Origin of the sequence: Paraconexibacter sp. AEG42_29 (genome assembly GCF_040581415.1) — a bacterium.
GTDB lineage: Bacteria > Actinomycetota > Thermoleophilia > Solirubrobacterales > Solirubrobacteraceae > Paraconexibacter.
This window is the reverse complement of the sequence record NZ_CP114014.1, coordinates 3161238-3186983: the sequence shown is the minus strand read 5'-3', so window position 1 is coordinate 3186983 and position 25746 is coordinate 3161238. Positions and strand designations below refer to the sequence as shown.

The following is a 25746-nucleotide window of genomic DNA, read 5'->3' as shown; positions in this document are numbered from 1 at the left end:
GCGGCGGTGCGGTCTACCCGGTGGGGTTCAGGTCCTTGAACGTGCCGGGGATGACGCCCGAGGCGCTGTAGACCGTGAGCGCGTTCGCCGTGGCGACATCGGACGTGATGGCCGAGCCGTATGAGGCGCGCTGGGGGTTCAGCTGGTTGAGGAGTCCGTTGACGACGGGTCCGAGCCCGACTTCGCTGATCAACCGGTTCACGATGTCAAGCACGCCGCCGACGACTTTCACCGTGGTGTTCAGCAGGCAGCTCACCAGCCCTGTGCACGGGATCAGCGAGTCGACCAGCGCGTTGGTATTGACCGTCAGCGGCGGCGGGACGATCGTCACCTTCGCGCTCTTGCCGTCGGCGTGGACTGCGCCCTTCACGTGGGCGCCCTGATCGATGACCAGGACCTCGCGGCTGTTGGCGGCGTCGCCGAGCCCGCGGCCGCCCTGGGCCGTCGTCAGGCGCTGGCGGTTCAGCGCGTACACGACGCCGTAGAACATGTTGTTGCTCGGGGTGGTCGCGGTGCCGGCCGGTGCGGTCGGCGTGTTGTTGCCTCGCAGGATCACGCGGCCGCTGCCCACGATCAGGGCCTTGTAGGCGAGGCCGGGGCTGCCGACGTTCACGAAGCAGTACTGGTCGCCGGGTCCGCCGGCGGTGCCGCTGGTCCCGGTCGTTCCGACCTGCTCGATGAACACGATCGTGTTCCTGGAGCGTGTGCCCGCGGGGGCGGTGGACCCGGTCAGGTTGCAGGCGGGAGCGGAGGCGTAGGACGCGCTGCCCGGCGACGTCGCGACGTAGGTATGCGACGCGACCGCCTGAGCGCGAAGTTGGGCGATCGTCTCGTCGTCGGTCGACTGCACGGTCGGGATCTGCGTGATCGCGTTACCGGTCAGCAGGCTGCTGACGACCGGGAGCGCGCTGACGGAGGCGATCGTGCCGGTGATGCAGAGCGCGCCGTCCTGGATGTCGGTGACGCCACACCGCAGCCCGGTCACGCCGCTGGCCGGCGCCGGCGCTGTCGGGTCAGGAGCGACCGTGGGCGTGGTCCCGAGCAGGCCGGACAGGACGCCGCCGAGCGCGTTCGTCGACAGGTTGTTGACGGTGCTACCGAGGTCGTCGGTCACGTTGCCGGTGGCGAGTCCGTACTTCGAGGGCAGAGCCGCGGTGCTACGGACCTGGACGAGTCCGGCCAACGCGCGGGTGCGGCCGTCGACGGTGGCCTGCGCGCGGACCCAGACCTTGTTGTCGCCGTTCTTGTCCCAGTTCTTCGTGCCGTTCGTCAGCAGCGCGTCGTCCCAGACTGCGCTGGCGGCGTTGTCGCAGACGTTGACCTGCCACGTGGCGCCGGCGAACGCCGCGTCCGTGAAGCTCGCGCGGAGCGTCCCGTGGATGAGCGCCGCCGGGGTCCCGGCTGCAGCCGCGGTGCTGAGGTTGCCGCTGACGCCGGCGGCGGCGTCCGAGCAGTTGCGCTCGACGGGCACGGACGTCGTGCCAGTACCCGAGGTGACCGCCGACGCGGGCCAGTTGCGACCCAGGACGAATGCCTCGCTCGTGAGCACGCTCTCGGCCAGATTGAAGCCACGATCGCGCGTGCGCTCGGTGGTCGACTGCTGTGCCTGGGTGTCGACGACCGCGAGCAGCGCCAGCCCGAGAGCGAGCATGACCAGGGTGCTCATCAGCGCCGTGAAGAGCGCTGAGCCGCGGTCGTCGTACCGGGGTTGCTTGATCAGTTGCATTCGACCGTCTTCGGGATCGTGGTGGTGATGCCGGCGGTGTCGGTGATCGTCGCCAGGATCGTGGTGACTGCCTTCGGGATCGTCAGCTGGACCGGGGTTCCGGTGACGCCCGTTCCGAGCGTCACCCCGCCGGTGCTGGCGTAGGTGACGCTCGCGACGTTCAGCCCGCTGAGTCCGGCGCCGAGCGTCAGTAGCGGCCCGGTGCTGTTGCAGTCGACCTTGACGTCGCCGTCGGAGATCGGCAGCTGACCGGCGGTCCGGCGCACGGTCGCACTGGCCCGCAGGGTGCTCGTGGCGACCGACTTGGCGCTGGTCGCGTCGATGTTCAGCGTGATGCCGACGGACTTGACGGCCGCGGGCGTCGCGGACGACGCGGCACCGTCATAGGTGAAGCCCGTGGTGCCCGCGGCGGGAACCGTGCCGACGACACCCTGGGTCCAGCCGGTCCCGGCGACGCCGCAGGCGCTGCCAGGCGTGGTGGTGGTGGTCGAGCTGGACTGGTAGAGCGTGGTCCCGGTGACGCACAGGCGGACGGACCGCGACCCGGTGGCGGTGGCGACGGAGTAGACGAGGTCGTTGGCAGCGGCAGTCCGGATGGTGGACGCGCCCCGGAGGTCGTCGACGACCCTGTCCATCGTCGCGCGGGCGGTGTCGTTGGCACCGGTCTGCCGCGTCTGCTTCGTCGTCTCCGACGAGAAGACGTCGAAGGACTGGAAGGTCGCGAGCAGCACGATCGTCGACAACGACATCGCGATGAGGAGCTCGACGAGGGTCAGGCCGTCGTCGTCCCGGCGACGTGGGCGGGGTGGAGTCATGAGGTGGGGGTGGGGCAGCCGGAGGGCAGGGGGGTGGCGGTGGTCACCTGGGCGAGCGCCATGGGGCAGTCGTTCGGCAGCGGGTTCGTGAGCAGCGTCGTCTGCCGGAGCGTCTGCGCCGTGCCCTTCGTCCAGTTGACGGTGACCTGGACCAGGCGCAGGTCGTCGGGGCGGCTGTCGAACGCCGCCGTCCCCGACGTGCTCGTGCAGGCCGAGACGGGCGCGATGGCGCTGACCGCGGCCGTGACGGCGTTCAGGATGGTGGAGTTGGTGCCAAGCGCGTTGCAGACCGTGCTCAGCAGGCTGCCGCCGGCGGCGACCGAGATGCCCAGGACGTTCAGGCCCACCGCGGTGCTCGTGGCGGCGCTGCCGGGGCCGGCCGAGCCGTTCGGGTTGGCGCAGTACGTGGCGTCACCAACGCCGACGCCGTCCGAGGGGTCGTCGATCGAGCAGGCCGCGATGGAGACGGTGTAGGTGGTGCCGCGCCGCGTGACCGCGAACGACGAGCCCGAGAGCGCGCCGGCGTCAGGGAGCGTCGCCCGGAGCTGCGCCGGAGCTGTGGTCGCCGTCACGTTGGCGTAGGGGACCTGTCGGCTGCGCTCGATGAGCTCGCGGGCGACGTTCGTGCCCTGCTCGCGAGCGGCGGTCTTCCCGGTGCTGCTCGCGCCGGAGAGCGTGAAGTTGAGCATCGCGAGGACCCCGACCAGCAGGATCATCATCGCGACCATGACCTCGACGATCGTGAAGCCTGCGTCGGTGCGGGTGGGGTGGCCGTTGTCCTTCACACTGCTCTTATCGGCAGCGAGCCTGCATCCCCAATAGTGGGGAGGGGCGGATTGCCGAACGTCCACCTCGCGTCGCGAGCAACGTCACGGCGCTACGCTCCGCGCCCCGTGACCGACGAACCCTCGCCCGATCCCGCCCCGTGCTCGCCGTGCCGCGGCACCGGCCGCCTCAGCTCCAAGCTGGGCGGGGATGCACACGAGGTCCCTTGTCCGTGGTGCGAGGGCTCCGGCACCTTCATACCCGCGCACGACGCGCAGGCGGCCCGCCGGGCCGACAGCGCCGGCTGACCCGGACGCCCACCGCGCTGGGGTGCGGCCCCTAGTACAGATGTCCAGGTTCGAACAATTTCCGGGGATGGTCTTTAGTCCGGTCGAATGTCGTCCGATAGGGCAATTGAGCAGTCCCAAGGTGCTAACGGCAAACCACTCGTGAGGGTGGGACGCAAAGCCCAAGGGCCTCGTCCGCAATACGAGGCAGCCGGGTTGCCACCGGGGTTGAAGTGGACCCCCACGGCCTGATGGATACCGCGGGTTACTGACTCACTCAGATCGGTCCACTCATTGCAATCCCTGGAGGATTCACATGCTGCGTAACCTGCTGGCCAAGAAGAACTCCGACGAGGGCTTCACCCTCATCGAGCTCCTGGTCGTCATCCTGATCATCGGCATCCTCGCCGCGATCGCCCTGCCCTCCTTCCTCGGTCAGTCCGACAAGGCCAAGGACTCCGCCGCGAAGTCTGATGCGCGTAACGCCGTGACGCAGATGGAGTCCTGCGCGGCGGACGGCACCGGCGCGACCGCGACGGTCATCGCTGCCTGCGCGACGAACCCGCAGGTCCTCGGCGCCGGCGACTCCGCCGTCACCGTCACCGTGAACGGCTCCGGCTACACCATCAGCGCGGTGTCCTCGACGGCGGCCTCGCAGGTCTTCCGCATCACCAAGGCCGCCGGCTCGCCGGGCGCCTACACCCGCGCCTGCACCACGGCCGGCACGGGCGGCTGCCCCGCCGGCGGCGTCTGGTAGCCCCAGACCCCATCAGTTTCATCCGCGAGGCGGGCCCCCGGGCCCGCCTCGTCGGCGTTTAAGACGCACGGTGTCCGACATCGAACGAGCGTCCAGTTTCCGGAGGAGCACGTCACCGGGCCTCAAGTCCGCGCGCACATCGACCGATAGCGGCCTCGAGCAGTCCCAAGGTGCTAATGGCAAACCACTCGTGAGGGTGGGACGCAAAGCCCAAGGGCCTCGCGACGAGCGAGGCAGCCGGGTTGCCACCGGGGTTGAAGTGGACCCCCACGGCCAGATGGATACCGCGGGTTACTGACTCACTCAGATCGGTCCACTCATTGCAATCCCTGGAGGATTCACATGCTGCGTAACCTGCTGGCCAAGAAGAACTCCGACGAGGGCTTCACCCTCATCGAGCTCCTGGTCGTCATCCTGATCATCGGTATCCTCGCCGCGATCGCCCTGCCCTCCTTCCTCGGTCAGTCCGACAAGGCCAAGGACTCCGCCGCGAAGTCGGACGCTCGTAACGCCGTGACGCAGATGGAGTCCTGCGCGGCGGACGGCACCGGCGCGACCGCGACGGTCATCGCTGCCTGCGCGACGAACCCGCAGGTCCTCGGCGCCGGCGACTCCGCCGTCACCGTCACGACCAACGGCGCGGGCTACACCATCAACGCGGTGTCCTCGACCGCCAACACGCAGGTCTTCTCGATCACGAAGACCTCGGGCTCGCCGGGCTCCTACACCCGCGCCTGCACCACGGCCGGCACGGGCGGCTGCCCCGCCGGCGGCGTCTGGTAGCCCCAGGCCCCATCGAGCTTCATCCGCGAGGCGGGCCCACGGGCCCGCCTCGCGGCGTTAAACCGGCCTCCGTGAGCCCTTGCTGCGGTTGCGCGGGCCCGCGGTACCTGGGCAGGCTGGGGTCGTCCACCTAGAACAAACGTCCAGTCCAAAAGAAATTGTGGGGAAGGGCTTTAGTCCGCGCGACAGTCCTCCGATAGGGGTATTGAGCAGTCCTAAGGTGAAAACGGCAAACCACTCGTGAGGGTGGGACGCAAAGCCCAAGGGCCTCGCGACGAGCGAGGCAGCCGGGTTGCCACCGGGGTTGAAGTGGACCCCCACGGCCAGATGGATACCGCGGGTTACTGACTCACTCAGATCGGTCCACTCATTGCAATCCCTGGAGGATTCACATGCTGCGTAACCTGCTGGCCAAGAAGAACTCCGACGAGGGCTTCACCCTCATCGAGCTCCTGGTCGTCATCCTGATCATCGGTATCCTCGCCGCGATCGCCCTGCCCTCCTTCCTCGGTCAGTCCGACAAGGCCAAGGACTCCGCCGCGAAGTCTGATGCGCGTAACGCCGTGACGCAGATGGAGTCCTGCGCGGCGGACGGCACCGGCGCGACCGCGACGGTCATCGCTGCCTGCGCGACGAACCCGCAGGTCCTCGGCGCCGGCGACTCCGCCGTCACGGTCACCGGCCTCGGCGGCGCGGGCTACACCATCAACGCGGTGTCCTCGACCGCCAACACGCAGGTCTTCTCGATCACGAAGACCTCGGGCTCGCCGGGCTCCTACACCCGCGCCTGCACCACGGCCGGCACGGGCGGCTGCCCCGCCGGCGGCGTCTGGTAGCCCCAGGCCCCATCGAGCTTCATCCGCGAGGCGGGCCCACGGGCCCGCCTCGCGGCGTTTAACGGGTGGGTCGCGGACACTGGTCCCCGACGCACGAGAGCACCTGGAACGCCCCGACATCGGAGACTGTCGTCACCTCGGCGCGCGGCGGCGGCGACCACAGCTGCCCATGGACCACGTAGGCCATCGGACTGCGCGCGTCCGCCGCCTGGGCACGGAACCGTCGCGCGGGGCGCATCATCTGCAGCAGCTCGAACGTGCCCGATCCGGTCGAGGGGTCGACGTACACCGGCACATCGGAAGGCAGCGTGTCGAGGAAGGACACGATGTGGTCCCCGCCGTCGTCCGCACGGCCGAGGTAGTTCGAGATCCGCTCGGCGCCGCCCGCCGCCACGAGCAGGGTCACCGCGGCGATCGTTCCGGCGAGCATCCCCGGCCGGACACGGTCCGTCAGGACTGCCAGCGCCACCGCGAACCCGCAGGCCAGCAGCGACGGCCGCACGAGGTCGAGCGGCACCCCGAAGATCCCCATGCCCAGGAGACCGGACACCTGCAGCGGCACGGTGAACCCGCCGAGGGTCGTCCCATTGACGGTCAGCTGGAGCGCGGACGCGATGATCACTGCCGCGGGAGCGACACCGGCGACGCTCCACCGACGCGACGTGACCAGGCGCGCCGCACCGAGTACCACGAGCACCGGGACGAACGGGCTGACGTAGCGGCCGTACGCGAAGAAGTCACCGCGGAACGCGGCCCCGGCTTCGAGGGCAGCGCCGAGCTGGGCGGCACCGAGAAGAGCCGTGAGCACGAACGCCGCCCCGAGGGCGGGCAGCACCATCGATCGTTCCCGTGGGAAGGACCTGGCAAGCGCGATGAGGCCACCGGTCGCAGCCGCCGTGGCCCAGAGCTCGCCGATCAAGACCTGGAGCACCAGATCCGGAGCGTCGAGCGCGAGGCGAAACGGGACGTCGGCCGCGCCGCGCGGGTACAGCGCGTCCTTCACCACCCGATCGACGAGGAGCGTGAGCGCGAGCCCGCCGGCCAGCACGAGGAACGGTGCCACCACCTGTCGCAGCCCTGTCCGCCGCGCGTGGGATGCGAGGAGGGCGCCCGCGACCAGGATCGCCCCCGCCATCCGGTGGTGGGTCGCGAACATGACCACCGTGATCAGGCTGAGCTCCAGTGGCGCCCGTGCGGCTCCCGCGCCCAGCCGGAGGATCGCGAGCGTCCAGCCGGCCACCATCGCGGCCAGGACGATCTCCGGCCAGATCTGGCCGACCTGGATCGACACCCCGGCCCAGCACGCGCCGCTGATCGCGAGCACCGTCGCCAGGCGCGGGGCGAGGTCCGGGAACGCGCGCCGCACGATCCGGTCGAGCAGCACGAACAGAACGCCACCGGTCACGCAGTTCAGCGCCACGCCGAATGCGTACGCGACGTCGAGGTCCGGCGTGATCGAGTACGGGACGGCGAACACGGCGCCGTAGAACCACGAGTAGAACGGACTCAGCTGCTGCGGGATCTCGCCCGCTCCGGTGAGCCACCGCCCGACGGCGAGGTACCCGGGCGAGTCGGCGATGATCACCGGCCGGTCGGTCGGGGCGAGGGCGTACAAGGCTGCGTAGAAGACGACCACTGCGGCGGCGGCCAGCAGCGACGACCGGGCGGCTACGCGGGTCCGGGAACGACCGCGCGGCGAGGAGGTGTCCCGCGGCGGTGAGCTGGGCTCAGGGATCAAGCTGTGTCCGTCGCGTCACGTCGCGAGCAAGCGTACCGGGCGTCCGCTCCGGCCCTGCACTTTTTGACTAGGTCAGACGTCCACCCACGGGGTGCGCCACTCGGCACCAGCGCGCGATCGGTCGACTTCAAGAGCATCGTGAGGAAGCCCGGGACTACGGACGACGCCCAGCGCGCACACCGGGACGGCGGCTTCACGCTGCCGGAGCTGCTGCTGACGATCCTCATCGTCGGCATCCTGGCTGCGATCGCGCTGCCGTCGTTCGTCGGCCAGTCCGACAAGGCCCACGACACGGCCACCAAGTCGGACGTCCGCAACCTCGTCTCGCAGGTCGAGGCGTGCCACGCGCTCGCCCGCGACTACACCGCATGCGAGACCGGCGCGCCGGGCTTCGACAGCGGCGGTATCGACGGTGCGGTGGTCGAGAGCACCGCTGACAGCTTCGAGGTGTCCGGGGTCTCCGCGACCGGCAACCGGTTCACATTGACCCGGGATGCGGACGGCGTCGTGCGGACCTGCACGTCGACCGGGAGTGACTCGGGCGGCTGCCGCAACGGGTCCTGGTGACCGCGCCGGCCGCGCCGGTCAAGAGCTGACTGCGGCCGACCGATACGGTCGCCACCATGTTCGCCGCACTCGTCTTCGCCGCCGTGTTCGGCGTCACCATCGGATCGTTCCTGAACGTCGTGATCTGGCGGCTCCCGCGGGGCGAGTCGCTGTCGCACCCCGCGTCGCACTGCCCGAAGTGCGAGACCCCGATCAAGCCATACGACAACATCCCCGTCCTCGGGTGGCTGCAGCTGCGCGGGAAGTGCCGGAGCTGCAAGGCGCCGATCAGCCCGCGGTATCCGCTCATCGAGGCCGCGACCGGTGCGCTCTACGTGCTGGTCGTTGCGGTGGCGTGGGACGACACCACGCAGATCGCCCTCGGGATCCTGCTCGTCACGCTCCTGGTGCCGGTGACGATGATCGACCTCGACGTCCAACGGATCCCGAACGCGCTCGTGTACCCCTTCGCGGGCGCTGCGCTCGTCACGCTCGCCGTCCTCGAGGCCGGCGACCTGCCCGAGCATCTCATCGCTGGCGTGGCTGCTTTCCTCTTCTTCTACGTCGCCTACATCGCTAAGCCCGGCGGGATGGGGTTCGGCGACGTGCGCCTGGCCGGCGTCCTCGGGCTCTACCTGGGCCGCGCGGTCGCTCCGGGCATCTTCATCGCGCTGATCTCCGGCGTCGTGGTCGGCGGCGCGATCATGGCGCGCGTCGGCGTGGCTGCCGGCCGCAAGAAGCGGGTGCCGTTCGGGCCGTTCCTCGCCCTTGGCGGTCTGATCGCCTTCCTCGTGGGCGACGACCTCGTCGACGCGTACGCCGACAGCTTCTGACCGCGGCGCCGGCGCAACGGGCGTTCGCCCGGGAACCGGTGAGGTGGACACCCAGGGATCTCGCGTCGGTGAGGCCAGTTTCGTCGTCCAACAGGCTCAAGAGTTGGGGCCGTCTGGACGAAAGGGGGAGGGAGGAAGCATCCGGTCTTGACAGACGAGACCAGGTGCCGATGTCTCTCACGAGGGGTCAACGGGACCCCCTAACGCAGGCAGGACCATTCACCCCATGGCCAAGCGCACACCCCACCTGACCGGCCTCGAGATCGACCCCAGCTCCGTCACGGCAGCTGCAGTCGGTACCGATGGCGCCCTCTCCGTCACGACTGCGGCCTATGCGCCGCTCGAGCCGGGCGTCATCCGCGACGGGGAGGTGCAGGACGTTGCCGGACTGGCGCAAGTCCTCCGGACCCTCTTCGCGGACCACAAAGACCTCGACAAGCGGGTCCGGATCGGGATCGCCAACCAGCGCATCGTCCTGCGCGTCATCGAGCTTCCGGTCATCAAGGACCCGAAGGAGCTCGCTACCGCGGTCCGCTTCCAGGCTCAGGACCAGATCCCGATGCCGCTCGACTCGGCCGTCCTCGACTTCCGCGCCCTCGACATCATCGACACCGACGCCGGCCCCCGCCAGCGTGTCGCCGTCGTCGCTGCCCGCCGCGACATGATCGACCGGGTCCTCTCGGCGGTCCGCGACGCCGGCCTGAAGCCGGAGGGCATCGACCTCGCGGCGTTCGGCATGGTCCGTGCGCTGCACCACCACGGCAAGCCTGGCGAGACCGTCGTCTACGTCTCGGTCGCCGGCGTCACGAATCTTGCCGTCGCTCAGGGGACGGTCTGCACCTTCACCCGCGTCATCGGCGGCGGTCTGGACGCGCTCGCCGTCGAGCTCGCCGAGCGCCGCGGCCTCACGCTCGAGCACGCCTCCGGCTGGCTCGTCCACGTCGGCCTCGAGCAGCCCGTCGAGATGCTCAAGGGCTACGCAGACGACCGCGACATCATCGATGACGCTCGCGCCATCCTGATGGACGGCGTACGGCGCATCGGCGGGGAGGTCCGTAACTCGGTCGACTTCCACCAGGGCTCCGGTGCCGCCGCCAGCGTGCAGCGCTGCGTCCTGACCGGGCCCGCCGTGGCCGTCGCCGGTTTCGCCGCGGCGCTCGGCGCCGAGCTCAACATCCCTGTCGAGGCCGGCACCATGAAGGTGCCGCCCGGACTCGAGGCCGGCCGCCTGGCCGTCGCCGCCGGACTCGCGATCGAGGAGGCGCTGGTCGCATGAAGGCTGTCAACCTCATTCCTGAAGGCGAGCGCAAGGGCGCCGGAGGAGCCGCCGGACGCACGGGCGGCGCCGCGTACGTCCTGCTCGCGGCCCTCGGCCTCGTCGTCGTCATGCTCGTCGCCTACTCGGTGACCTCGAAGTCGCTCGACGACAAGAAGAGCGAGCTCGCGAGCATCGAGGCGAAGGCGACCTCGGCCGAGGCGCAGGCCACGGCCCTCGCTCCCTATAAGGCCTTCGCAGCCACCAAGGAGGCGCGGCTGACCACGGTCAAGTCGATCGCCGCCAGCCGCTTCGACTGGGCGCACGCCATGCACGAGCTCGGCCGCACCCTGCCGAGCAACATCACCCTCATCGGCCTCCGAGGCACCGTCAAGAACGGCGTCCCGGTCGAGAACGGTCCGACCGTTCCGCTGCGCTCGGCGCTGGACGTCCCGGCCCTGGAGCTGGAGGGCTGCGCCCCGAGTCAGGCGGCCATCCCGTCGATGCTCACGGCACTACGGCAGATCGACGGCGTGCGCAGGGTGACGCTCCAGCAGTCCGTCTACAAGTCGCAGACCGAGTCGGCGGCACCGACCACCGCCACCGACGTTCCGCCGGCCCCCGGCGCGAAGCCTGCCGGCGGCATCACGGAGTGCTCGCGCAACTTCCAGGCGGTGGTGTTCTTCGACCCGAAGCCCGCGCCCGCTGCCCCGGCCGCGCCTGCCGCTGCCGTTGACCCGGCCGCCGCTGCCGCTGCCCCTACGACGACCGCCGTTTCTACTGGAGGTGCAAAGTGACCTCGCGTGATCGCACCGTGGTGATGGTGCTTGGCCTGCTCGCAATGCTCGCCGCCTTCTGGTTCCTGCTGCTGTCGCCGAAGAACGGCGAGGTCGGCGAGCTGAAGGACCAGATCGCAGCCGGCCAAGCGCGTCTCCAGACCGCTCAGACCGAGCTCCAGTCGGCGACCGCCGCCAAGGCGACCTACCGCCGCGACTACAAGACCGTCGCCAACCTGGGCAAGGCAGTCCCGGCCGACGACGACGTGCCGTCCCTGGTGTTCCAGCTGCAGCAGGCATCGACCGGGAGCAAGGTGGCCTTCGCGTCCATCAAGCTCACGGGCACCGCCGCCGCGGCAGCCGCCCCCGTCGCGGCCACCCCGACCGGTCAGGTCGCCGGCCTCGCCGCCGAGCAGAAGGGCACGACGACCGGCACGACGGCCGCCCCGGCGCCCGCCGCAGCCGCCACCCCCGAGGTCGCGGCCGCCCAGACGGCGTTCGCCGGGCTTCCGCCCGGAGCGGCGATCGGCGAGGCCGGGTTCCCGACCATGCCGTTCGACTTCCAGTTCGGCACCGTCTTCGACAACTTCGAGACGCTCATGCGGAAGCTCGGCAAGTTCACCAAGGTGGTCGGCGACAAGGTCACCGTGTCCGGGCGCCTGCTGACTATCGACGGCTTCTCGCTCGTCGGATTCCCCGACATGAAGGCGTCGGTCCACGCGACCGCGTTCCTCCAGCCCGCCGACGCCGCAGCTGCCGCAACGGCCGCTGCGACGCCCGGCGCGCCCGCCGTAGCTACCGCGTCCGCAGGGACGCCCGCCCCTGCCGTTGCCACCGCCACCCCCGCCGTAGGAGTCGGACGATGACCTTCATCCAGAACCTGTGGCGCGACCTCGTCGACAAGAGGCTGTGGCCGGTCGCGGTCGTGCTTGTCCTGGCGGCGATCGCCACGCCGATCCTCCTCGGGTCGGACTCGTCCTCAGACGTCGCCTCAGCGCCGCCGCCGGCGGCTCCGGCCACCGGCGCCGCGGCCGGTGACGTGACAGTTGCGGTGACCGACACGACCAAGATCCGGTCGCGCCCCGGCAAGGCTCGCGACCCCTTCCGCGCCCAGGTCTTTGCCAAGGTCAAGAAGGCCCAAGCGGCAACAGGGGCCACGACGGGCGCCACCGCGTCCCCGAGCGCGAGCGGCGCGACCGCCGGCGCCGTCAAGCCGGCCGACACCGGCAGCACGGCGACCGACTCCGGCAAGTCCAGCGGGTCCTCGACGACCGGCAACAGCGGCGTCACCGTCCCCTCCACGACCCCGTCGACCAGCACCTCGTCGAGCACCAAGCTCTTCGACTACGCGCTGTCCTTCGAGTCCAAGCGCCTCGGCGAAGTGACCACGCGCCGCGGCGTGCGGGCCGTCAACTACGTCCCGTCGAACGACTACCCGCTCCTGGCGTTCGTCGGCATCAAGCCGGACGGCAAGACCGCGGTCTTCGTCCCGCAGGACCGCGTCGTCGTCGCCGGCCGCGACAAGGACTGCACGCCGGCCTCCGCCGACTGCCAGTTCCTGGAGCTCAAGGCCGGGGACAGCGTCCTGATCCACAAGACGCCGCCCGCGGGCAACGGCCAGCCGATCGTCCACGTCCGCCTGAAGCTGAACCGGATCACGCTGACCGAGGTCAGCAAGGCCAAGAGCCGCGGCAAGTCCACGAGCCGCTCGGTCGCCCCGGCGACGCAGGTGACCCGGACCGTCCGCGCCATCGGCTGAGCCCCGCCGCACCAGGCGACCGGGCGCCGCCGGGCGCCGGTCGCCACGTAGGATGAGGCGTTCACATGGCTCTGACGCTCATCACCGCCGGCGAATCACACGGTCCCGGCCTCACCTGCATCGTCGACGGCCTCCCGGCGGGCCTCGAGCTCGACCGCGAGGGGATCAACCTCGACATGCAGCGCCGCCAGCTCGGTCACGGGCGCGGCGGGCGCATGAAGATCGAGAAGGACGGCGCGGAGGTCACGTCCGGCGTCCGCCACGGCAAGACGCTCGGGTCCGCCATCTCCCTGCTGGTCGCCAACCGCGACTACAAGAACTGGGAGGAGCGGATGAACCCGTGGCCGGTGGAGGCCGACGTGCCGGAGGTCCACCTTCCGCGTCCCGGCCACGCCGACCTCGTCGGGGCCTGGAAGTACGGCCAGACCGACATCCGCAACATCCTGGAGCGCGCGTCGGCCCGGGAGACGGCAGCGCGCGTCGCCGGCGGCGCGCTCTGCAAGGCGTACCTGGCCGCGCTCGGCATCCAGATCCGCTCACACGTGGTGCAGATCGGGTCGGTCAAGGCGCCGGAGCCGGACGTCCTGGGCCTCAGCGACTTCGAGGGCATCGACGACGATCCGGTCCGCTGCCTGGACAAGGCCGCGAGCAAGGAGATGGTCGCCCACATCAACAAGCAGCGGAAGGCGAACGAGTCGATCGGTGGCGTCTTCGAGGTCGTTGCGTTCGGCGTCCTGCCCGGCCTCGGCTCGCACGTCTCCTGGGAGACGCGCCTGGACGGCCGCCTCGCGATGGCCATCTGCTCGATCCAGGCCGTGAAGGGCGTCTCGATCGGGGACGCGTGGGACGTGGCGGGCCGCCCGGGCTCGCAGGCCCACGACGAGATCTTCTACGAGGACGACCACTACGCCCGCCACACGAACCGCTCCGGCGGGCTTGAGGGCGGGATGACGACGGGCGACCCGCTGCTCGTCCGTGGCGCGATGAAGCCGCTGCCGACGCTGACAAAACCCCTGCAATCGGTCGATATCTCCACGCACGAGCCGGCCCAGGCGCTGCGCGAGCGGACCGACTCCTGCACGGTCCCGGCGGCCGGCGTGGTCGGCGAGGCGATGGTCGCCCACGTCCTGGCGAGCGCCTGCATCGAGAAGTTCGGCGGCGACCACATCGACGACGCCCGCGCCGCGGTGGCCGCCTACCGGGCCCGCATCGGCTGGCCGGCCTCCTAGCCCGCGCCGCTTCTTCACCACGTGACGCAGCTGCAGCCCGCCATCGTCTTCACCGGCTTCATGGGGGCCGGGAAGACGACCCTGGCCCGTGAGGTCGCGCACGTCCTCGACGTCCCCGTCCAGGACAGCGACCGCCTGCTGACCGACCGCTTCGGCATGGAGATCGAGGCGTTCTTCGCTGCGAACGGCGAGGCGGCGTTCCGGGCGGAGGAGTCGCGCCTCGTCGGCGAGCTGCTCGACGGCGCCGACGGCGGCGTCATCGCCCTCGGTGGCGGCGCGCTCGGGAGTGACCGCGTCCGCACGGCGCTCCAGCGCCACACCGTCGTCCTGGTCGACGTCGACCTCGAGGTCGCCTGGCAGCGCGCCCATGGCAAGGGCCGGCCGCTGGCTCAGGACCGCGAGGCGTTCACCGCGCTGTACCGCGAGCGCGAGGCCATCTACCTGGCCGCGGCGGACGTCGTCCTGCCCGCCGGCACCGGGCTCGGCGCGGTCCGCGGGGCGATCGACGCCATCCGCGGACTGCCGTCCGGTCCGCCCGGGACGCGCCTGCTGTGGGCCAGCGCCGGCGGTGCGCAATACCCGGTCTGGGTCGGCCGCGCCCTGCTGGGCCACGAGGGGCTGCCGTGGCCGGCGACCGGCCGCCGCTTCGGCATCAGCGACGAGACCGTCGGCGAGCTGCACGCGGGCCGGGTCCGCGACCTGTCCGGGCTGATCGAGATCCCGCCGGGGGAAGAGGCGAAGACGCTGCAGACGACGGAGCGCGTGTGGCGGGCGCTGGTCGACGTTGGCGCGACCCGTGGCGACCACGTCGTGGCCGTCGGCGGCGGTGTCGTCGGCGACCTGGCCGGGTTCGCCGCCGCGACCTTCCAGCGCGGCATCCCCGTGGTGCAGGTCCCTACGACCGTCGTCGCGCAGGTCGATTCAGCGTACGGCGGGAAGACGGGCGTCGACCTGCCCGAGGCCAAGAACTACGTCGGCGCCTACCACCAGCCGGCGGGCGTGATCGTCGACACCGCCACGCTCGCGACGCTGCCGCCGGAGGAGCACGCGGCGGGCTACGCCGAGGTCGTCAAGACCGCGCTGATCGCGGGCGGCGTGCTGTGGGATCGCATCGCCGCGGGGGAACCCGTGGACGACGACGTCATCCTCGCCTGCGCGCGGACGAAGCTCGCGACCGTCGCCGCGGACGAGCGGGACGGTGGGCGCCGCCAGGTCCTGAACCTCGGCCACACGATCGGCCACGCCATCGAGACCGTCACCGGCTACGCCCGCTACCGCCACGGCGAGGCCGTCGCCCTCGGTCTGCTGGCGGCCCTGACGCTGTCCGGGCAGGAGGACCTGCGCGACCAGGTCGCCGACCTGGTCGCGGCGGCCGGGCTGCCCGTGACTATGGACCCGGCGATCGAGGTCGACGCCGTTCTTGCCGCGACCGCGAAGGACAAGAAGCGCGTGGGGGAGTCGACCCCGTTCGTGCTCGTCGGCGCGCCGGGGGACGTGACGTTCGGGCACCAGCGCGGCCTGCCCGAGGTCCGCGGGGCGATCGCGTCATTGCTGCCGTAATCCGGCTGCTCCCCATCGAGGTGTACCACGACGGTGGTACACTTGCCTGATGGCAACTGTCAGGCCGCGCATTCAGGTCACTATCGATGACGAGCTCGCCGAGGCGCTGGATGCCGTGAACCCCGGCGGGCAGAGCGCATCGCGGCTTGTCCGCGACCTCGCCCTCCGTGGCGCGCAAGCTCGGCAAGAGGACCAGCAGCGCTCGCAGGCAGCAATCGACGTGCTCCTTGAGATCGCCACGGGCGTCCGCGACTACGACCTCGCCGCCGCAGGTGCGCTAGCAGACGCGCGAGGCGAGCGGCTGCGGTGAACGATCGCCCGTTCGGATCGGGAATCCCGCTCGTCGTCGACACCTCGGCGTGGGCTCGGCACCGCGATCCGGGAGTTGCAGAGCGGTGGCAGGCGACGCTCCGCGCCGGGCTGGTGGCCAGTTGCCCCGTCGCCGCCCTCGAGATTCTGGCCAGCGCGCGCGACGAAGCCGGTCACGCAGCCCTCGACGGGGCGCTCGGCGCGCTTCCGCAGGCACCGGTCACCGCGACAGTCTGTACAGCGGCGCTAGGGGCGTCGCGGCAGCTGCGCGGAAGTAGGCGGTTGCCCGCCGCCGACTACCTGATCGCGGCGGCGGCCGCCGAGCGCGGGTTCGGGGTGCTGCACCTCGACAGCCACTACGACACGCTCGCGACCGTGCTCGGCTTTCTGAGTGTGCGGCTCGACCGCGACTGACACCAGCGCACCTGCGAGGATCGGTGGCGTGAGCGCACGCAACCGCATCGAGGTCATCCACGGCGTCAACCTCGACCAGCTCGGACGCCGAAACCCCGAGCACTACGGGGGCCTGAACTACGACGAGCTGACGTTCCGGATCTCCGCGTGGGCCGAAGAGCTGGGCCTCAAGGTCAGGTTCTTCCAGACCAACCACGAGGGCGACCTCGTCGAGCACCTGCACACGCTCGAGGGCCTGGCCGACGCGATCATCATCAACCCGGGCGCCTGGACGCACTACGCCTGGGCGATCCGCGACGCGCTCGAGCTCGCGGCGCTGCCGTCGTTCGAGGTTCACCTGTCGGACGTGGATGCGCGCGAGGAGTTCCGCCGCGTCTCTGTCATCCGCGACCTCTGCGTCGGCACGATCAAGGGCCAGGGACCCGACGGCTACCGTGAGGCACTGACCCGCTGTCAGACCCTGCTGAAGGACGCGTGATGAGCACCACCAAGACCGACATGGACCGCGCTCAGCGGACCGCCGACCTGCTGGACGACGCCGGCGCTGACGCCCTGCTCGTCACCGGCCCGGTCAACGTCCGCTGGCTCACGGGCTTCACCGGCTCGAGCGGCTCGGCCGTGATCGGCGCCGGCGACCTGCGCGCCTTCTTGACCGACTTCCGCTACCTCACGCAGTCGGCCGAGCAGCTCGACGCGGGCTGGGACCGGCGGATCGTCCCGGACCTGGCGGCTGCCGTCCCGCCGCTGCTGGACGGCGTCACTCGGCTGGGGTTCGACGACGCCGCGGTGACGGTGAAGGAGCACGCGCGCCTGCAGGAGCTGGTGGGCGACGACGTGGAGCTCGTGCCGTGCGCCGGCCTCGTCGAGGGGCTGCGCGCGGTCAAGGACGACGCGGAGAAGGGCCGGCTGAAGGCGGCTGCGCTGCTGGCTGACGCGGCGCTCACCGAGGTCATCGGCCGCGGCCTGGTCGGCCGCACCGAGCGGGACGTCGGCCTGGACCTCGAGTTCACCATGCGCAAGATGGGGGCGGAGGCCGTCTCCTTCTCCCCGATCATCGCGGCAGGACCGCACGGCGCCCTTCCGCACGCCTCGCCGCGGGACGTCGAGATCCCGGCAGGGACTCTGGTGGTCATCGACTGGGGCGCTCAGCTGGACGGCTACGCGTCCGACTGCACGCGCACCTACGCCACCGGCGAGCTGGACCCGCGCGACCGTGAGATCTACGACCTCGTCCTGGAGGCGCAGCTGGCCGCGCTGGCGGCGGTCAAGCCGGGACCGACCGGCAAGGAGGTCGACGCGGTCGCCCGCGGCATCATCGACGGCGCCGGCCACGCCGAGCACTTCGGGCACGGACTGGGCCACGGCGTCGGCATGGAGGTCCACGAGGGCCCGCGCCTGTCGAAGCTCGGGACGGTCGCGCTGGTCCCTGGACACGTCGTGACGGTGGAACCCGGGGTCTACGTCCCCGGCGCCGTGGGGGTGCGGATCGAGGACCTCGTGATCGTCACCGAGGACGGGCACGAGGTGCTGAACGGGCTGACCAAGGACCTCACGGTCGTCGGCTGAGCGCGGATCGGCTCGTCCGGTGTCACTCCGACGACACCAGTAGGGCCCGAGTACCCGCGATGTCGCCGCGGCCGAGTCGCGCCGGGGGCGGCAGCGACGACCGCCGCGCCCGGCCGGTCGAGTCAGGCCGCGGCCGCGCTCACCGGATCAGGTCCGCCAGCGCCAGGTACCGCCGGGTCGTCGCCGCGGACTTCGTCACCCCGCTGCTCGCGACCGCCGTCCACGTCACGCGGCCCTTGCGGACCCCGTACAGGTAGGACCGGCCACCGCCGGCGGACCGGATCAGGACACCCGCACCGAACGGCCGCGCCACGCCCTTCAGCTTCGCCGCCGACGTTCCGCGACCGACGTTCACCGCGCGGTGGCGGACCGCGTTCGAGCTGACCAGCACGACCTTCTCCGCGCCGCTGAACACCGCCTTGATGCGCGAACCCGCGTTGCCCTTGCCCTTGACGCGGTAGGACCAGACGCGGGCCTTGCGGGTCGCGGGCTGGCCACCGCCGCGCAGCAGCTCCTCCGGATCGACGGCGAGGCGCGTCGCCCCAAGGCCCTTCGCGGTGAAGCGCAGCCGCCCCTCGCGGCGCTGGCTGTGCTCGGCGTCGATGCCGATCGCGCGCTCCCACATCTGCACGTACGCCTCGGCGCCGTTGGCCATGTCGTCGATGATCTGACGGCCGCCGATGTTCTTCAGGTCCTCGAGCCAGTCGGCGTACAGGCCGTAGTGCGCGACGCCGTCGGTGTTGATGTCGAACGTCCGCTGCCCGGTCTTCTGGCGCTCGAAGGTGACTGCGCCGTCGAAGGACTTGAACGGGTACTTCACGGGGTTCGGGCCGTTGCGGGGGCCGCCCTGGCTGCCGAAGCCGTTCATGTCCGCGCCGTAGCCGAAGCCGAACAGGAAGCGCTTGTCACGGGTGGGCTTGATGCTCTTCCAGGCCTGCAGGAAGCCGGTCGTCCCGCCGGCGTAGGGCGTCACGATCCCGCCGCGCTCGTAGATCCGCGGGTAGGCGTCCTTCGTCGACCAGCTGTGGCTCGAGACGATGCCGCCGTAGCCCGTCGATTCGACCTCGGCCAGCAGCGAGCGCCGCGCGTTCACGCTGAGGTGGTCGGGGTCGATGATCATGCCGCGCTTGGCCATCGAGCGGACCAGGTAGCGGCCGAGGTCGCTCAGCCCGCGCTTGTTGCAGTGCGGTCCGGGCGGGTAGAGCGGCAGCGTGCTGTTGGGGGCCAGGACGCCGAGCGCAGCGCCGAGCAGCTCGTCGCGACCCAGGCCGGGCAGGGTGAGCTGCTCGCGGTCGGACTCCTCCGCTGGCCCGGTGCAGGTCTCGAGGTCCCAGAACGCGCCGGTCTCGAGCTTGTTGCCGCCGTTGATGATCAGGCCCGTCGACCCTGCGTCACCCGCGACCCCGCCGAAGCCGTTGTCGAACTTGTTGATCAGCTCCATGTCGCGGACGCCGAGCTTGTCGTACGCCTCGGTGAGCCCGGCGTCGACCTGCGCGCGGGTGCACGTCGCGCTGCCGTCCTTCAGCCCGCAGTCGAAGAGGTTGGACACCTCGATGCCCGGGACGACCGCCAGCTTGCCGGCGTTGATCGTGCGGCGCGCCTCGAACGGATCCTTGACGATCCGGAACCAGCCCTTGCCCGGTCCGCCCTCCTGCGCGTCGATGTAGTCCTGGAGCTGGCGCAGGCGCTTGGCCTGCAGCCGCACGCTCTCCATCTCGTTGCAGTTGTTCTTCTTGACGGGGTAGATCGAGCACAGGGCGTGGTTCTCGACGAACAGGTTCACGAACACGCGCAGCCCGCTCATCCAGGCGCGCTCGAGCCAGCGGTAGTAGCTCTGCTCGTAGATGAGCGACTCGTGATTGGGCCAGTCGCCGAACGTCGGCCAGCCCACGGGATCCTTCTGCTGGATGGGGTTGCCACCGGCCAGGAAGTTGTCGACGACGCCGCTGCCCTGCTGGTTGACGATGTTGTCCTTCGCGCACGTCGGCAGCGCCTTCGTGATGCCGTAGGGGTTCCACGGCGCGCCGCAGTGGATCGATCCGCCCAGGAACTCGTAGGCCATCATGTGCATGTGGGCGTCGATGAGGCCCTTCGTCTCCGAGTACGGCGTCTTGCCCGTCGACGGCTTGCCGGTCGCGCCGAGCTCCGCCTCGGGGAACGTCGCGCAGCCTTCGGCGGGGACGAAGGTGAAGCGACCCGCGCTGCCCGGGGTGGTGAGCGCGAGGCGGCCGCCGTCGCCGACGGTCAGCGCCTTGCCGGCCTGGCTGACGAGCGTGAACGCCTGGTTGCCGGCGGCACGGTCGACGGTGAAGTCGGCGGCGGGGCCGGGGTCCGTGGACGTGACGACGGCGCCGCCGGCCGTCGTGCTGAGGAAGTCGCCGGCCTTGCCGTAGAGCAGGTAGTCGCCGAGGCGGGTGGCCTGGAGGCGGAACGGCTCGGCGGTGGCGACGCCGTCGGCGCTCACGGCGTAGCCGTTCGCGGCCTTGGCGACGAGCTTGCCGCCGGACTCGGCCTTGAGCGCGTAGCACCCGTGGACGAGGTCGTAGCGCGCGTTCGGCCCGAGGTCGGCGGCCTGCGCCTGCGTCGCCGGGACGAGGGTCGCGGTGAAGGCCGCCACGAGCGCCGCGCTCCCGATTGCGGTCCATCGTGTTGCAGTGCGGGCAGGGGAGGGCGAGGCGCGCATGGACGCGATCGTATGCTGTACGGGCGTACCAGAACAAGGTGGCCTGGTTTCCGGGCTTCTGCGCGCGGACGAATGTCCCACCGCTCGGCGCGTTCAGGGTCCTGCGTGGCAGGCTCGGGGGGTGAGCGAACCGACCCTTCAACTGTCCGCCGCCCCGGTCGCCCTGTTCGACGATGGGCTGACGGGGACGCGCCTGCGCGGCGCGGGTGAGCAGCCGGACGCCGTGTGGCGCGCGAAGGTGCACGACGACGAGGGTCGTGTCTGGCGGGCGATCGCCGACAGTCCGGGGGCCTTGTCCAGGGCATGGGTGCCGGCGAAGTCGAGCACGGGTGAGCTGGCGGCGCACGCGTCGCTGCGGCCGGTCGCGGTGGAGGTGCGGGTCGAGCTGCCGGACGGCCGTGCGTTGGCGCGGACGGTGACGCGGAGCTTCGTCGGGGACGGGGTGCGCGTGCGGCGCTGGCGAGACGACCTGGCCGCGTCGCTGTACCTGCCCGCCGGCGAGGGACCGTTCCCAGCGGCGGTGCTGGACGCGACGGAAGGGGCCGAGGCGGTGGCGGTCGGCGCGCTCGCGGGAGCGCTGCTGGCGTCGCGCGGCGTCCTGAGCCTGGTCGTGGCGCCACCGGCGCGGTATGCGCCGGGGGCTGGTCGTGCGGCGCTGGCGCTCGCCGTCGAGCGCGTTGCCGCTTTGCCGGCTGCGGCGGACGCCGGTGGGCGGGTGCCTGTCGCGGCGATACCGCCGGCGACGACCGACGCGGGGACGCTCGAGGCAGGGACGTTCGTCCCGGTCCCGCCGGGGGTGGGCGTCCGCGGTGCGGGCGCGGGCCCGGAAGCGGCGGCGGCGCGGGCGGCTGCCTGGGACGCGCTGCTGGCGGCGCTGGGCGCGACGCCGCGCGCGGCCTGACGCGCTGACCCGGGGCGGCGTGAGCGCCGGACCTCGCGTCCTGGTTGAGCGGGCGGCGTGTGGTCCAGAGCTCCCATGACGAGCTCTGGACCGCACGCCGCCGTGGATCGCCGAGCCCTGGTCGCATGCGCGGGGAGTGGTGGTCCACCGGGCTCGGAGCCGTGCGATTCGCCAGTGACCGAGGGGCCGGCGGCCTCGGCGGCGGTGAATGGCGGTTCACCGGGCTCGGAGCCGTGCGTCTCGCCAGTGACCGGGTGCCGGCGGCTTCGGCGGCGGTGAATGTGGGTCCGCCGGGCTGAGAGCCGTGCGATCCGCCGGCGGCCGGCCCGCAGCCCGGAGGAACGACGACCAAATAGGCTCCACCGCCCGTGACCGCGCCGCCGACTCCCTGCTGTCCCCGCTGCCACGGCGCGCTCGAGGGCGACCCGGCCGACGAGCAGCGTTGCACCGCCTGCGGCACCACGTACCCCGCACTTGCCGGCGTCCCCGTCCTGGTCCCGGACGCCGACCTCCAGGCGATCGACCTGCGCGAGACCGGCGGCCACCTGCCGACCTACGACTGCTCGGCGATGGGCATCCCGTCGGTCGACGCGGCCCTGGCCCGCGGGGACCTGATGCTGGAGCTCGGCGCCGGCCTCGACGCGCACCGCGCGGAGAACGTCGTCCGCACCGACGCGTTCGTCTACGGGGTGGACCACCTGGACCTGGTCGCCGACGCGCACGCCCTGCCGTTCCCAGATGCAAGCTTCGACTACGTGTTCTCGCTGGCGGTCTTCGAGCACCTGCACTCGCCGTGGACGGCGGCCAAGGAGATCGCCCGGGTCCTCAAGCCCGGTGGCGAGTGCTACACGCTCGCGGCCTTCATGCAGCCGCTCCACGGCTACCCCGACCACTACTTCAACGCGACCGAGAGCGGACTACGACGCCTCTTCAGCGACGACTTCGACGTCACGAGCGCCGGGCCGAGCCGCTTCTGTCCCCACCCGCAGTCGCTCGAGCCCGGCTACCGGATGCGCGAGATGGCTCGCGAGCTGCGCGACGACCGGACTACCCACTGGCGCACGCGCTGGCGTGCCCGTCGCCTGGACCGCGCGCTGATGACGGCCGGCCAGCAGTTCCTGCAACTGGCGGACGATATGACGCACCGCCCGGTCGGCTACGAGGCGTGGCGGCGGATCGCGCCGGCGGTCGAGGTCGTCGCGGTCCGCCGCTGACGCGTCCAAGAGCGGCGCTCGATGTGCCGCCACATGCGCCGGTGGCGTGTGGTGGCACATCGACGGCCCGCGGCCGCCCTGTCACACCCCGTCTCCCCGGACGGAGGCCCCAGCGGGGCGAGGGTCCCCAAGCGTCGCTGACCCGCGACGACCCCGGGAGCGAACCTGTCGGTGAGCGCGCGTCCGCGGGCGGCTGCGACGAACCGCAAGCCGACGTCGGACAGCGTCAGGTCAGGCCCCTCGGGCGGCATACGCCGATCCTGCGGCAGCGGCCCGGCGCCGGTCAAGGGCGCCGGGCCGCATGACAGCGCGCGTCAGATGTACGCGACGACCTCGCAGCTGCGCGTCTTCAGGTACGACGCGCTCCCGTCCTCCGGGTCCGCGTAGACGACGTCCTTGATCGACGCCGGGTTGGACCCGCAGTTCACGCCGTCGAACGCGCCGTCGCGGAGGTCGATGACGTCATTGCCCTCGTTCCCCTCGATGTTGTCGATCCCGGCCCCGCCGACGATGGCGTCGCGGTCGGCGCCGCCCCAGATGCGGTCGCCGCCGCCGGCGCCCTTGATCTCGTCCTCACCTGCGTTGCCGGCGAGGGAGTCGTAGCCCGCGCCGCCGGTCAGCGTGTCGTCGCCGTCGTTCCCGGTGAACGTCACGTTCGGCGCGAACGACGAGGACGCGAACAGGTTGTCGTCCCCGCCGGCGCCGACGACCGTCACGTCGATCGCCCCCTGGAAGCGGGCGCAGCGCACGAGCTTCGTGACCGGGTTCAGCGGCGTGCAGTTGGAGCCGTGGACCTTCACCGGGATGTCGGACTTGGCGAAGTGAATCGCGTGCGTGGCGTTGCCGCCGTTCATGACGACGACCTGATCGGCCTTCTCGCTGCCGATGACGCGGACGCCGCTGGACGGGTCGTTGTAGACGTCGACCACGTTGCCGCTGGCGAGCGCGGACGGCGCTGAGAGCGCGAGGCCGGCCAGGGCGAGGGCGGCGATGCGGGCGGCGGGGCGGGTGCTGGTGAACATGGTGGATCTCCTGGTTTCGGGGGGTGGCGTCCGGGTGCCGGACTTGATGGAGCAACCAGGCTCAGAGGAGCGACTTATGCGGGAAGGATCGGCCGCAGGGTGGCGTCCGTGTGCGCGGGGTTGGCCCCGCGAAAGACATCCATTTCATTGGCGCGTAGACGCTCGTATTTGTCGGGCGCGGACGGACGGTCCCCGGTCCCCTTCCCGCCGTTACCATCGTCCGATGCGGTCATCGCAGGCACGTCAGGGACGGACGACACGCGCTCGCCGTGCAGGCGGGATCGCCGCCGCAGGCCTGGCCGGCATCGCGGCGGCCGTAGCGCTCGGCGCCGCGCCGGTCGGCGCACAGGTCGGGCCCGGCGTCGAGCCGTGCGCCGGGGCGGACGTCGCGCTGACGGGCAGCAACGTCGCGCAGGTCCGCCTCGCGGTGCTCTGCCTGGTCAACAACGAGCGCGTCTCCCGCGGGATCCCGGCCCTGACCGCCGACGCGCGACTCGACGTCGCCTCGCAGCAGCACGCCGAGGACATGGTCGCGCGGGACTACTTCGCGCACGCGTCGCTGGACGGCCGCACGCCCCCGGATCGCGCCCAGGCCGCGGGCTACCCGTCGTCGTTCGTGGGGGAGAACATCGCCTACGGCAACACGACCGCCAGGGAGACGGTCGCGCAGTGGCTGAAGAGCGACGGGCACTGCCGCAACTTCATGAGCTCGCGCTACCAGCACCTCGGGGTCGGCGCGGCGCCGGGCGCACCGTCGGGCGCGATGTGGGTGCAGAACTTCGGGGCGACGGCCGTCCAGCCGACGAGTCCCGCCTCCACCACCGCCGCGGCCGGCTGCCCCTACGCGGCGCTCGTTGCGACCGGGACCACGACCAGCCCAGGGACGACGACGACCACCCCGCCGTCGACGACCGGGACACCCACAACGACCACCGGCACGACCCCGACCGGCGCGACCACCCCGACCAAGCCGCCGACGACCACTACGTCCGGCATCACCCCGACCACCAGCACCACCACGTCGACCACGACCCCTTCGACACCGCCCAAGCCTGGGATCAGTGCCCGCGCCGTCAGCCTCACCGGGCGGAACGCCGGCCGCTTCAAGGTCACTGGCTTCATCGGCGGGGGGCGCACGAAGGTCCGCGTCACGGTCCGGAGGGCGGCCGCCCGGCCGGCGACGGCCAAGGCCTACACGGTCAAGGTCCGCCGGGGCGTCTACTCGCTCACGGCGAAGCGCCCGAGCGGCCGCGGCAAGGTCCTGATCGTCGTGCGTGGCATCGGTCGCGGCGTCCAGCCCGCGATCACCGTCCGCCTGGGCTGAGCCGCCTGAGCCTGCCCGAGCCGACGTGCCGCGAGCGGCCGAGCGACCGGTCCCGCTCGCGCCGCTCTAGACTCCTGGGCAGACATGATCAGCACGAACCAGCTCAAGAACGGCAACCACATCGAGGTCGACGGCACGATCTTCAAGGTGGTCGAGTTCCAGCACGTCAAGCCTGGCAAGGGCCCCGCGTTCGTCCGCACGAAGCTGCGCCGGACCAAGGACGGCAACGTCATCGACAAGACCTTCCGCGCCGGCGAGAAGTTCCGCTCCGTCCGCACCGAGGCCCGCAAGATGACCTTCCTCTACGGCGACGGCACCGACGCGCACTTCATGGACGCCGAGACGTTCGAGCAGACGGCGATCCCGGAGACCGCGCTTGCCGACAAGCTGCGCTGGACCAAGCCGAACGAGACCGTGGACCTGCTGTTCATCGACGACGAGCCGGCGGACATCCAGCTCGCGTCGTCCGTCGAGCTTGAGATCACCCACACCGAGCCCGGCGTCCGCGGCGACACCGCCTCCGGCGGCGGCAACAAGCCCGCCACCGTGGAGACCGGTGCCGAGATCCAGGTGCCCCTGTTCGTCAACGTCGGTGACCGCGTCAAGGTGCAGACGGAGACCGGTCAGTACATGTCGAGGGTCTGACCC

25 protein-coding genes and 3 riboswitches are annotated in these 25746 nt (G+C 71.2%); of the genes, 19 read left to right on the top strand and 6 right to left on the bottom strand.

Annotated features, from left to right (window positions below):
- Positions 1 to 13: 13 nt before the first annotated feature.
- Genes DSM112329_RS15530 through DSM112329_RS15520 form a run of 3 tightly spaced genes read right to left on the bottom strand, consistent with a single transcriptional unit; the run spans position 14 to position 3326 of the window.
- Positions 14 to 1726 carry a hypothetical protein gene (locus DSM112329_RS15530; RefSeq protein WP_354697463.1) on the bottom strand — a complete coding sequence of 571 codons (1713 nt, stop codon included), beginning with the start codon at positions 1724 to 1726 and terminating at the stop codon, positions 14 to 16.
- Positions 1717 to 2541 (bottom strand): prepilin-type N-terminal cleavage/methylation domain-containing protein, encoded by an 825-nt coding sequence (locus DSM112329_RS15525; RefSeq protein ID WP_354697462.1) that lies wholly within the window; start codon positions 2539 to 2541, stop codon positions 1717 to 1719. The genes DSM112329_RS15530 and DSM112329_RS15525 overlap by 10 nt, the downstream gene beginning before the upstream one ends.
- Positions 2538 to 3326 carry a prepilin-type N-terminal cleavage/methylation domain-containing protein gene (locus tag DSM112329_RS15520; RefSeq protein ID WP_354697461.1) on the bottom strand — a complete coding sequence of 263 codons (789 nt, stop codon included), beginning with the start codon at positions 3324 to 3326 and terminating at the stop codon, positions 2538 to 2540. The genes DSM112329_RS15525 and DSM112329_RS15520 overlap by 4 nt, the downstream gene beginning before the upstream one ends.
- A gap of 407 nt (positions 3327 to 3733) precedes the next feature.
- Positions 3734 to 3817, top strand: a riboswitch (cyclic di-GMP riboswitch).
- Positions 3818 to 3909: 92 nt separating this feature from the next.
- Here DSM112329_RS15520 and DSM112329_RS15515 point away from each other — a divergent pair.
- The 3 genes from DSM112329_RS15515 (at position 3910) to DSM112329_RS15505 (ending at position 5969) form a co-directional block, all read left to right on the top strand.
- Positions 3910 to 4350, top strand: a complete 441-nt coding sequence (locus tag DSM112329_RS15515; protein WP_354697460.1) for a type II secretion system protein — start codon at positions 3910 to 3912, stop codon at positions 4348 to 4350.
- A 168-nt stretch (positions 4351 to 4518) separates the two neighbouring features.
- A riboswitch (cyclic di-GMP riboswitch) is annotated at positions 4519 to 4600 on the top strand.
- Between the two features lie 92 nt (positions 4601 to 4692).
- Positions 4693 to 5133 carry a type II secretion system protein gene (locus DSM112329_RS15510; protein ID WP_354697459.1) on the top strand — a complete coding sequence of 147 codons (441 nt, stop codon included), beginning with the start codon at positions 4693 to 4695 and terminating at the stop codon, positions 5131 to 5133.
- Between the two features lie 218 nt (positions 5134 to 5351).
- Positions 5352 to 5433: riboswitch (cyclic di-GMP riboswitch) on the top strand.
- A 92-nt stretch (positions 5434 to 5525) separates the two neighbouring features.
- Positions 5526 to 5969 carry a type II secretion system protein gene (locus DSM112329_RS15505; RefSeq protein ID WP_354697458.1) on the top strand — a complete coding sequence of 148 codons (444 nt, stop codon included), beginning with the start codon at positions 5526 to 5528 and terminating at the stop codon, positions 5967 to 5969.
- Between the two features lie 58 nt (positions 5970 to 6027).
- On the opposite strand, the gene DSM112329_RS15500 is transcribed toward DSM112329_RS15505, so the two are convergent.
- A complete protein-coding gene (locus tag DSM112329_RS15500; protein WP_354697457.1) occupies positions 6028 to 7707 on the bottom strand; it encodes a hypothetical protein in 1680 nt (559 codons plus the stop codon).
- 138 nt (positions 7708 to 7845) lie between these two features.
- Here DSM112329_RS15500 and DSM112329_RS15495 point away from each other — a divergent pair, with 138 nt between their 5' ends.
- The 12 genes from DSM112329_RS15495 (at position 7846) to DSM112329_RS15440 (ending at position 17954) form a co-directional block, all read left to right on the top strand.
- Positions 7846 to 8274, top strand: a complete 429-nt coding sequence (locus DSM112329_RS15495; RefSeq protein ID WP_354697456.1) for a prepilin-type N-terminal cleavage/methylation domain-containing protein — start codon at positions 7846 to 7848, stop codon at positions 8272 to 8274.
- Positions 8275 to 8330: 56 nt separating this feature from the next.
- Positions 8331 to 9086: a prepilin peptidase gene (locus DSM112329_RS15490; protein ID WP_354697455.1), complete on the top strand. Its 756-nt coding sequence runs from the start codon at positions 8331 to 8333 to the stop codon at positions 9084 to 9086.
- Positions 9087 to 9312: 226 nt separating this feature from the next.
- Positions 9313 to 10362, top strand: coding sequence for a pilus assembly protein PilM (gene pilM / locus DSM112329_RS15485; protein ID WP_354697454.1), 1050 nt, complete (start codon positions 9313 to 9315; stop codon positions 10360 to 10362).
- A complete protein-coding gene (locus tag DSM112329_RS15480) occupies positions 10359 to 11138 on the top strand; it encodes a hypothetical protein (RefSeq protein ID WP_354697453.1) in 780 nt (259 codons plus the stop codon). The genes pilM and DSM112329_RS15480 overlap by 4 nt, the downstream gene beginning before the upstream one ends.
- Positions 11135 to 11983, top strand: a complete 849-nt coding sequence (gene gspM / locus DSM112329_RS15475; protein ID WP_354697452.1) for a type II secretion system protein GspM — start codon at positions 11135 to 11137, stop codon at positions 11981 to 11983. Before DSM112329_RS15480 ends, gspM begins: the two co-directional genes overlap by 4 nt.
- Entirely contained in the window at positions 11980 to 12876 is an 897-nt protein-coding gene (locus tag DSM112329_RS15470; protein WP_354697451.1) for a hypothetical protein, read from the top strand. Before gspM ends, DSM112329_RS15470 begins: the two co-directional genes overlap by 4 nt.
- Before the next feature lie 65 nt (positions 12877 to 12941).
- The gene (aroC, locus tag DSM112329_RS15465; RefSeq protein ID WP_354697450.1) at positions 12942 to 14105 is read left to right on the top strand and encodes a chorismate synthase; all 1164 of its coding nucleotides are present in this window, start codon (positions 12942 to 12944) and stop codon (positions 14103 to 14105) included.
- Positions 14106 to 14126: 21 nt separating this feature from the next.
- Positions 14127 to 15665 carry a bifunctional shikimate kinase/3-dehydroquinate synthase gene (locus DSM112329_RS15460; RefSeq protein WP_354697449.1) on the top strand — a complete coding sequence of 513 codons (1539 nt, stop codon included), beginning with the start codon at positions 14127 to 14129 and terminating at the stop codon, positions 15663 to 15665.
- Between the two features lie 49 nt (positions 15666 to 15714).
- Positions 15715 to 15975 carry a hypothetical protein gene (locus DSM112329_RS15455; RefSeq protein WP_354697448.1) on the top strand — a complete coding sequence of 87 codons (261 nt, stop codon included), beginning with the start codon at positions 15715 to 15717 and terminating at the stop codon, positions 15973 to 15975.
- A complete protein-coding gene (locus DSM112329_RS15450) occupies positions 15972 to 16388 on the top strand; it encodes a PIN domain-containing protein (RefSeq protein ID WP_354697447.1) in 417 nt (138 codons plus the stop codon). The genes DSM112329_RS15455 and DSM112329_RS15450 overlap by 4 nt, the downstream gene beginning before the upstream one ends.
- 28 nt (positions 16389 to 16416) lie before the next feature.
- Positions 16417 to 16866 carry a type II 3-dehydroquinate dehydratase gene (locus DSM112329_RS15445; protein WP_354697446.1) on the top strand — a complete coding sequence of 150 codons (450 nt, stop codon included), beginning with the start codon at positions 16417 to 16419 and terminating at the stop codon, positions 16864 to 16866.
- Positions 16866 to 17954 carry a Xaa-Pro peptidase family protein gene (locus tag DSM112329_RS15440; RefSeq protein WP_354697445.1) on the top strand — a complete coding sequence of 363 codons (1089 nt, stop codon included), beginning with the start codon at positions 16866 to 16868 and terminating at the stop codon, positions 17952 to 17954. Before DSM112329_RS15445 ends, DSM112329_RS15440 begins: the two co-directional genes overlap by 1 nt.
- Before the next feature lie 139 nt (positions 17955 to 18093).
- On the opposite strand, the gene DSM112329_RS15435 is transcribed toward DSM112329_RS15440, so the two are convergent.
- Positions 18094 to 20637, bottom strand: a complete 2544-nt coding sequence (locus DSM112329_RS15435; protein ID WP_354697444.1) for a hypothetical protein — start codon at positions 20635 to 20637, stop codon at positions 18094 to 18096.
- 121 nt (positions 20638 to 20758) lie between these two features.
- Here DSM112329_RS15435 and DSM112329_RS15430 point away from each other — a divergent pair, with 121 nt between their 5' ends.
- Positions 20759 to 21538, top strand: a complete 780-nt coding sequence (locus DSM112329_RS15430) for a hypothetical protein (RefSeq protein WP_354697443.1) — start codon at positions 20759 to 20761, stop codon at positions 21536 to 21538.
- 368 nt (positions 21539 to 21906) lie between these two features.
- Positions 21907 to 22752 (top strand): methyltransferase domain-containing protein, encoded by an 846-nt coding sequence (locus DSM112329_RS15425; RefSeq protein WP_354697442.1) that lies wholly within the window; start codon positions 21907 to 21909, stop codon positions 22750 to 22752.
- A 314-nt stretch (positions 22753 to 23066) separates the two neighbouring features.
- Here DSM112329_RS15425 and DSM112329_RS15420 read toward each other — a convergent pair whose 3' ends face one another.
- Positions 23067 to 23774, bottom strand: coding sequence for a calcium-binding protein (locus tag DSM112329_RS15420; protein ID WP_354697441.1), 708 nt, complete (start codon positions 23772 to 23774; stop codon positions 23067 to 23069).
- A gap of 223 nt (positions 23775 to 23997) precedes the next feature.
- Here DSM112329_RS15420 and DSM112329_RS15415 point away from each other — a divergent pair, with 223 nt between their 5' ends.
- Both DSM112329_RS15415 and efp read left to right on the top strand, forming a co-directional pair.
- Positions 23998 to 25098, top strand: a complete 1101-nt coding sequence (locus tag DSM112329_RS15415; protein WP_354697440.1) for a CAP domain-containing protein — start codon at positions 23998 to 24000, stop codon at positions 25096 to 25098.
- An 84-nt stretch (positions 25099 to 25182) separates the two neighbouring features.
- Complete coding sequence (gene efp / locus DSM112329_RS15410) at positions 25183 to 25743, top strand: elongation factor P (protein ID WP_354697439.1); 561 nt, start codon at positions 25183 to 25185, stop codon at positions 25741 to 25743.
- The last annotated feature ends 3 nt before the right edge of the window (positions 25744 to 25746 follow it).